Below are 7,632 nucleotides of genomic sequence, written 5' to 3'. Positions count from 1 at the left end.
TTTTTAGTATTTCATTATGCTCTTCAAGGCGAGCCAACTTCTTTTTCAATTCCCGAATTTCTATTTGCTCAGGGGTCATAGGAGAAGCTTTCGGTGTTTTCCCTTGGCGCTCTCCTCTAAGTTGGCGAACCCATTTATCCATCGTGGATTTACCCACATTCATGGCTTGGGCTGCTTCAGTCACTGAGTAGTTCTGGTCTAGGACTAACTGCGCTGCTTCTAACTTAAATTCTGCGCTAAATAGTCGTCTTGTGCGTTTTGTCATAGTGTCACCTGTTAACTTATGAGGTGATGATATCACCTCTAACTAAGTGACCAAATTCACTATGCCACTACAGACCTCCAGTTAGCGAAGAGTAAGCTCGAAGAGAGCAACAAGCGGTTAGAAATTATAGAGAAGCGTTATCGAGCGGGCAAAGTAAAATCGATTGACGTTGAGGAACTGCGTGCAACTCAAGTCTCTGACAAGGTGAATATTTTACGTGCTCAAGCTGACTTAGAACAAAACAAGGCAGAACTTGCGGCTTTGATTGATCAGATGCCCGATAAAGTAGATCAAATACGTACTGACTCACTGGTGAAACCGCCTATGTTGGTAGAGTCTCGGGAGCAATGGCTTAAACTAGCCAAAGACAACAGCCCTGCGTTATTGGTGGCTGCGCAGAAGGTCAAAGCGAGCGAGTTTGCTCAACAATCGGCTCAGGGTGGTTACTACCCGACAATCAAAGGTAATGTCGACTACAGGAACAGTGACTGGCACTCCAATGGAGAATTAAGTGCGGGTATTACTCTGAATGTCCCGATTGATCTTAATGGCGCGACACGTGCTAACGTTGACGAAGCGGCGCTCAATGTTCTCAGTGCTAAGCAAGATATACGCCTAGTTGAGAGCGATATTCACAAGCGCATTATCCAACGGTTTACTCAAGTCGCTATCAACTGGAACCAGGTATTGATGGCAAGCGAGTTGGTTGAGTTGCGAGATAAGATCCTACGCAGCAAAGAAAAGCTCTACGATGCGGGCAGGCTTGAAGTGTCAGATGTTATCAGTGCGCACAATCGTCTGTTTGAGGCGAAGCACAGTCTGCAAACTCATTTTTATAATTACTGGCGCCAGCGAATAGGCTTATTGCAGACGGCTGGCAAGCTAGATGACAACGCTATGACACGCATCTCGCAGGCTTTTAATTGATGGCGAGTCTGTTACAGCAAATTTGGCAAACGCTGAACGCGCAACGGATGAAAAGCGCGTTAGCTGTCATCGCCATTGCCTGGGGCATCATATCGGTGGTGGTGTTGCTCGCGTTGGGAGAGGGTTTTTATCGCCATCAGGCACAGTCGCTGTCTTTTCTTGTCAACAATGTGCAAGTGGCTTTTCCATCAAGCACCAGCAAATCATGGCATGGGTTACCCTCAAAACGCCAGATCTCTATTTCTCTAGACAACATCGATATGATCAAACAGTCGGGTTTTGTCAGTGATGCGTCGGGTGTTTACGCCAAGTGGGACGCAAATGTCACCAACATTAAAGGGCAGAGCTTAACAAATGCTGTGAGCGGCATCGATCCTAGGTACTTTGCTTTAACTCAACGTGTATTGCAAACTGGTTCTCGCAATATTTCTTTTGGCGATATTGCCAATCATACTCGTGTGGCGGTACTCGGTGATCAAATTGCAAAAATGGGGGGCGTGCGCATTGGTGAGAGTATCAAGGTCAATAGTATTCCTTTTGTCGTGATTGGTATCATCAAAGGCGAGGATATGAGTATTTCCTTTGGTGAAAGTCGTAAAGTGTTTATTCCACAAAGTACTTATCTTGATGTGTGGGATGCTAAGTTGCAGATGCTATTGCTCAAGCCTATTGACGGAATCGCCCCATCGTTATTTAGGCACAACATTATCAATTTTTTCGCTCAGCGACTGTATTTTGATCCGAGCGACAAAGACGCCATCAAGCTACCTGACTTTAGTGAAGGTGCCACGCGCATTACTGGGATATTTCGAGGTATTCAGATCTTCCTAGGAGCTAGCGGTGCTATGACCATGGCCGTTGGTGCGCTGGGAGTTGCAAATATCATGTTTCTTTCGGTGACTGAGCGCACACGAGAAATTGGTGTCCGCTTGGCCATCGGCGCAACGCAAAAATCGATACTCAGTCAGTTTGTGCTAGAAGGAATGCTCTTGGTAGTAGTCGGCTCCGTACTGGGCTTAATAGTCGCCTATGCTGGGGTATTTGTACTCTCGACCTTAACGTTACCAAGGTGGATAGGTTCGCCAGTTATTACCTTAGTTTCGATAGTCTGGTCGTTATTAGTCACCTTCATTTTGGCATTGATGGCTTCTTATTTTCCTGCAAGAAGAGCATCGCGTCTTACCCCTGTGGCTGCCTTGAGCTCGAGGGCTTAGTCATGCAGTTACCGATGAGGCAGATCTTTCAAGAAATGATGGCAGAAAAACTTCGTCTGGGGCTGACTATCTTCGCGGTCGCGTGGGCAACGTTTTGTATTGCCTCTATGCTAGCGGTGGGTGAGGGGATTCGTATTGGCGTCTTGAAAATTGCACAAAATGGTAATGGCAATTTAATCTATTTGACTGGAGGCATGGCGACAGTTGAGTACGGCGTGTTTTATAGGGGTAAGTCTTTCACCCTTAAAGCCGAAGATGCAGAAGTGGTTCAAGCCTTGCCGGAAGTGAAACGAGTTGCGCCAACAGCGAGATGGAATGGACCCATTACTTTAGGCAATCGGACTTCATGGCAAGATCCGTTAGCCGTGACAAGCGAGTTCTCCAAGATGACCAATCTAGCGCCGCTTATTGGAGGACGATGGTTAAACCCACTTGATCAACAACAGAGGCGTAAAGTTATAGTTTTAGGCTACTCGCTGGCGACGGACTTGTTCAATTCTGCCGATGATCTTAATTGGTTTTCGCCAGTGACCTTACAAGTTAATCCGGTCGGAAAAAAGGTCAGAATTGGTCAAGAAGAGTTCACCGTGATTGGTGTGTTAGAAAAGAACAGCGCTAGAATTGAGCAAGGCGACCAAATTAACTACTCAAGTTTTGTGCCGTTAGCAACTTGGCAACGATTCCATACCAACGGTGATATCAGCGGAATCAACGTAGAGCCGCAAGCGAAGGCAGAACGAGTAAAATTAGCCAAGACAATTCGACAAGTGATCGCTCGCAAACATGGTGCCAGTGTCAATGACGAGCAGGTTGTTCAGGTCGACGATAGGTTTATTAAGCAAAAAAGTATGCAGCAGTTTTTGATTGGTCTACAAAGTTTCCTTGGAATTATCGGTTTCGTAACGTTAGCCGTGGCTGGTGTTGGGATTGCCAACGTCATGTACGCTACGGTCACTCGAACAGCTAAAGATATTGGTGTGCGCATGGCGGTCGGTGCCACACCTTTGGCCATTCGTTTACACTATTTGATTCAATCGCTGATCACCATGATGATGGGTGGCGTGCTTGGTTTGAGCGTGACTTATTCGCTGGCTCATGTCATCAGCTCTATTCGCTTTGAAGACAATGCCTTTTATGAGCAGTTGGGGAGACCTGTGCCCCAGTTATCTTGGGCCGTTGTCGCGATTGTGATTGTCAGCTTGGTGGTCATCGGCGTTATATCTGCTTGGTTACCAGCACACCGAGCCGCAAAAATAAGTCCGCTGGAGGCGCTGCAAAGTGAATAATAGCCATCATTCGCGACAGACAATGTCGGACAAACCGCTGGTTGAACTGAGTAAGATTTGTAAATACTACTCAAGCGGTGAGACACAAGTTCGTGCTTTAGATAGTGTTGACCTCACGATTAAGCAAGGAGAATTCCTTTCGATTCTTGGTCCGTCGGGGTCAGGAAAATCGACGTTGATGAACATGCTAGGCTGTCTAGATACACCCACGGATGGAGAGTACCTGCTCGATGGTCAAAACGTTGCCACTTTAACTGCAAATCAGCTGGCCGCGATTCGTAACCAGAAGATTGGCTTCGTGTTCCAGAGTTTTAATCTACTTGAGTTCGCCACTGCGCTCGATAACGTGGCTTTACCTTTGGTTTATTCTAGCCTTAAAAGGAAAGATTGCCGTGAGCGTGCAGCTACGCTACTTGAACAACTTGGTTTGGGTGATCGCCTTAATCACAAACCGAATCAGTTGTCTGGTGGTCAAAAACAGAGGGTCGCTATCGCGAGAGCCTTGGTAAATGACCCACAAGTGATCTTGGCTGATGAACCAACGGGTGCACTCGATTCTCAATCTGGCGAAGAAATCGAAGCATTATTTAACCAACTTCATGTTGATGGCAGAACGCTGATCATTGTCACTCATGACGTTGCGCTCGCGCAGCGTACCAAGCGCATCATTACTCTTAAAGATGGCCACGTTGTGTCAGACCGAGAGCACAAAAGCAAAAAGACGCCCTAGGACGTCTTTATCGTATATTCCGCTTATACCATGATTAAACTTTAAAATACTTAAGCTGATCGGTGAGGTGTTCCGCAGTAAGTAGTTTTAATAGTGGCAGTTTTAGGGGGGGCGTTTTGTTTGTTCCTTATTCAACGAACGGTCAAAGAGCGCTTTAATTTCTACGAGCAAATTATTGATGCCATTCCTCACCCACTTTCTGTCACAGACATGGATATGAAGTGGACTTTTGCCAATAAAGCAGCTACGAATCCTTTGGGCGTTACACGAGAAGAGATTCTTGGTAAGCATTGCTCGAACTGGGGAGCCAATATTTGCAATACAGAAAATTGTGGTGTGAATTGTCTGAGAAAAGGCAACCCTACCACATTTTTTAATCAATGGGGTAAGGACTTCAAAGTTGACACGAGTTACATCATGGGGCTAAACGGCAAAAAGGTAGGCCATGTAGAAATCGTGCAAGAAATCTCTGAAAAGGTTGCGCTCAATGGCGTTTATCACCATGTTGAGGCAATCAGTGAAAATATTACCAGTGGTGCACACAACTTGAATGATGCAAGTCATGCACTCACAGTGGGTTCTACCCAGCAAGCCGCCTCGGTCACTGAAATTAGCAGTGCAGTAAACGAAATTCTTGTGCAAGCAAGTGATAATGCAGAGAGAGCAGCCAAAGCGAATTTGGTCTCTGTCGAAGCTCAATCTGCAGCAAGTCATGCCGTGAATGAAATGCGGGAACTTGAGAAAGCGATGATTGAAATAAATCAGTCAAGTGGTGCAATACGAGAAATAATCAAAGTCATCGAGGACATTGCTTCACAAACCAATCTACTTGCTCTCAATGCATCCATTGAAGCTGCCAGAGCCGGAGAGTTAGGCCGCGGGTTTGCAGTGGTAGCAGACGAAGTAAGACAACTGGCTGAGAGAAGTAGTAAGGCAGCGAGTGAATCTGTGCAACACATTCAAAGCTCTATCGGAAATGTTGTGAAAGGCAATGAGGTATCTCAAAAGTGCGTTTCTGCTCTGAATCAGATAGTGGTTCAGGTCACTGAAATATCCAATACAGTAGAAGAAATAGACAATGCATCTCAAAGTCAGGCAGAAGGCCTAAGTCAGATTAACCAAGGAATGTCAGAAATTGATGAGGTGGTTCATTCAACGGCGGCTTCTGCTGAGGAGACTTCTCTTTCAGCGAGAGAGCTATCGAGTCTTGCGACTAAGCTCAATGTACAACTAGAGGGTATTCGTAAAATAGAGGGCTTACTTGATGAATCACATCTGAATATATCACCCGATATTTACGTAAAGAATATTGATTAGGTGAGAATTCAACTTGATGGCAAAAATCCAATTGGGACTTAATATAAGAGATGAATATGATTGAATTATCTTTAGTAAAGAAGATGACTTCTTTAACCATTATTGTTTTTTTACTTACGTTGTTAGTTGGTTACTCAGTTAATACTGAATTAAATTTGATTGTAGTAATCTTCTTGTGTTTTTCTTTAGCTGCGATTGCTTTCTTTATAATTAAGAATGTTCATGAAGATGTTGAAAATAAATATTTTAGGTATGAGCAGATTTTAGACTCACTTCAAACTCCCTTGTCAGTTACTGATATAGATATGAATTGGACCTATATCAATAAACCTGTACAAGACCTGTTTCACAAACCCAGAGATAGCTTTATTGGTAAACCTTGCAATAATTGGGGTGCCCCTATTTGTAAGAGCGATAAATGTGGTGTTTGGCGGTTAAGGAAAGGAATAGATGAAACCTATTTTTCTCAATTTGATAGAGAGTTTCGTGTGAACACAAGATATATTTACAATCGTAAAGGAGACCCGGTGGGACACGTAGAAATCTGTACAGATATTACGGCTATAATCGGTTTAGAAAAAGCCTCACAAATAGAGAAAGAAAATAGTAAACGTCTAGAAGCTGCTTACGAAGAGCTAAAAAAAACACAGGAAACGTTAATCGAATCTGAAAAGATGGCCTCACTTGGATCTTTAGTTGCAGGTGTTGCTCATGAAATTAATACTCCCATAGGGATATGTGTTACGGCCTCTTCATTTATAAAAGATCAGTTATTTGAATTACAAAAAAGCTTGGATAGTAATCAGTTGTCTCAAGACGATCTTGAACGGATTATAGATATCATCAATGAATCGAATACTATTATTGAAAGCAGTATGGCTCGTTCCATTGACTTAGTTAAAAGTTTTAGGCAAGTAGCTGTTGATCAAAGCTCGGAAGAACGTTATCAGTTTCGTATTAGTGAAAATCTACATAACGTAGTTACGTCTTTGAAGCACGAGCTTAAAAAGTATAACGCTAAAGTAGAAGTGTCTTGTGACCCTGAATTGAAGATAAATAGTTACCCTGGGGCTTTAGCTCAAGTTTACTATAATCTTATTGTCAATTCACTTGTCCATGGTTTTGATGGAAGTGATGGCTCAAATAACATTTATATAAATGTGACATTTGAAGATGACATTATTCATATTGAATATAAAGACGATGGTTGTGGGATCGAACAAGATATTATTCGAAAGATATTTGAGCCTTTTATAACCACTAAACGTGGTGATGGAAGTTCGGGCTTAGGTGCCCATATTATCTACAATCTAGTTACTCATAAATTGGGCGGGAATGTTAGTTGTCAAAGCGAGATCGGTAAAGGTTGTCAATTTGATATTAAGCTGCCTGTTGAGACTAAAGAAAGTTAGTTAGGTATCGAGATACATATGTTGTCTAGCAGTTAGTATCAAATGTAAACATACTTGACAGCGTAGGTTGCAATCAATCAACTTGTAGTTCGGTAAAGCCAGTTTTTGCATCAAACTGGCGCGAGAAGCTCAAGTCATGGTAGTGGTGTAAGATCAACTCAGCGGTGGTATCAATAAGCGACCCTTCAAGCAGATGCCCGCCAATGACATCACCATTTTGTTTGGCAACAGACAGATGAATGTGCTGATGTTCTGCCGTCAGCGTACCCATAATCGAGACAATTTCTAGCGGTTCGCACAGTTGGAGTGTTTCGGTTGCACCTGCTAAGCGAATGTTGAGCTGGGTAAAACAACCGACACAAGAGGCGATACTACCTGCGTGAATGTGATGTTGAGTGACTAATTGTTGAATCGTCTGTTTAAGGTCGTCACCTTTGGTTAGTCGGGTGGCAATAGGGGTAATCAAAACATTCTCACATCA

General features: G+C 43.6%; 7 protein-coding genes and 1 pseudogene. 6 read left to right on the top strand and 2 right to left on the bottom strand.

Features of this window, described 5'->3' with window-relative positions; translation table 11 throughout:
• Positions 1 to 265: IS3 family transposase (locus tag BS19_RS08230; protein ID WP_038174553.1), on the bottom strand; the 265-nt coding region annotated here is incomplete at its 3' end.
• Positions 266 to 328: 63 nt separating this feature from the next.
• On the opposite strand from BS19_RS08230, the pseudogene BS19_RS08225 reads away from it, so the two are divergent.
• The 6 genes and pseudogenes from BS19_RS08225 to BS19_RS19620 all read left to right on the top strand — a co-directional run.
• Positions 329 to 1,192, top strand: a pseudogene (locus BS19_RS08225) (TolC family protein); the annotation flags it as partial.
• Positions 1,192 to 2,406: an ABC transporter permease gene (locus BS19_RS08220; protein ID WP_038174552.1), complete on the top strand. Its 1,215-nt coding sequence runs from the start codon at positions 1,192 to 1,194 to the stop codon at positions 2,404 to 2,406. The pseudogene BS19_RS08225 and the gene BS19_RS08220, both read left to right, overlap by 1 nt.
• A gap of 2 nt (positions 2,407 to 2,408) precedes the next feature.
• Positions 2,409 to 3,692, top strand: a complete 1,284-nt coding sequence (locus BS19_RS08215; RefSeq protein ID WP_038174550.1) for an ABC transporter permease — start codon at positions 2,409 to 2,411, stop codon at positions 3,690 to 3,692.
• A gap of 22 nt (positions 3,693 to 3,714) precedes the next feature.
• Positions 3,715 to 4,422, top strand: a complete 708-nt coding sequence (locus BS19_RS08210; RefSeq protein ID WP_038174549.1) for an ABC transporter ATP-binding protein — start codon at positions 3,715 to 3,717, stop codon at positions 4,420 to 4,422.
• A 93-nt stretch (positions 4,423 to 4,515) separates the two neighbouring features.
• The gene (locus BS19_RS08205; protein WP_051686512.1) at positions 4,516 to 5,739 is read left to right on the top strand and encodes a methyl-accepting chemotaxis protein; all 1,224 of its coding nucleotides are present in this window, start codon (positions 4,516 to 4,518) and stop codon (positions 5,737 to 5,739) included.
• Between the two features lie 56 nt (positions 5,740 to 5,795).
• The gene (locus BS19_RS19620; protein ID WP_051686511.1) at positions 5,796 to 7,151 is read left to right on the top strand and encodes a PAS domain-containing sensor histidine kinase; all 1,356 of its coding nucleotides are present in this window, start codon (positions 5,796 to 5,798) and stop codon (positions 7,149 to 7,151) included.
• Positions 7,152 to 7,224: 73 nt separating this feature from the next.
• On the opposite strand, the gene BS19_RS08195 is transcribed toward BS19_RS19620, so the two are convergent.
• Positions 7,225 to 7,617, bottom strand: coding sequence for a PPC domain-containing DNA-binding protein (locus tag BS19_RS08195; RefSeq protein WP_038174548.1), 393 nt, complete (start codon positions 7,615 to 7,617; stop codon positions 7,225 to 7,227).
• Positions 7,618 to 7,632 lie beyond the last annotated feature (15 nt).

It is taken from the genome of Vibrio pacinii DSM 19139, from assembly GCF_000711795.1.
Taxonomy (GTDB): Bacteria; Pseudomonadota; Gammaproteobacteria; order Enterobacterales; family Vibrionaceae; genus Vibrio; species Vibrio pacinii.
Note: the sequence above shows the minus strand (reverse complement) of the source record. Positions and strands in the feature narration are given on the sequence as shown.

Excerpts from the sequence above, each read along its gene's own strand:
- BS19_RS19620 (WP_051686511.1), top strand. The coding sequence starts at position 5,796 with ATGATTGAATTATCTTTAGTAAAGAAGATGACTTCTTTAACCATTATT.
- BS19_RS08215 (WP_038174550.1), top strand. The coding sequence starts at position 2,409 with ATGCAGTTACCGATGAGGCAGATCTTTCAAGAAATGATGGCAGAAAAA.
- BS19_RS08220 (WP_038174552.1), top strand. The coding sequence starts at position 1,192 with ATGGCGAGTCTGTTACAGCAAATTTGGCAAACGCTGAACGCGCAACGG.
- BS19_RS08210 (WP_038174549.1), top strand. The coding sequence starts at position 3,715 with ATGTCGGACAAACCGCTGGTTGAACTGAGTAAGATTTGTAAATACTAC.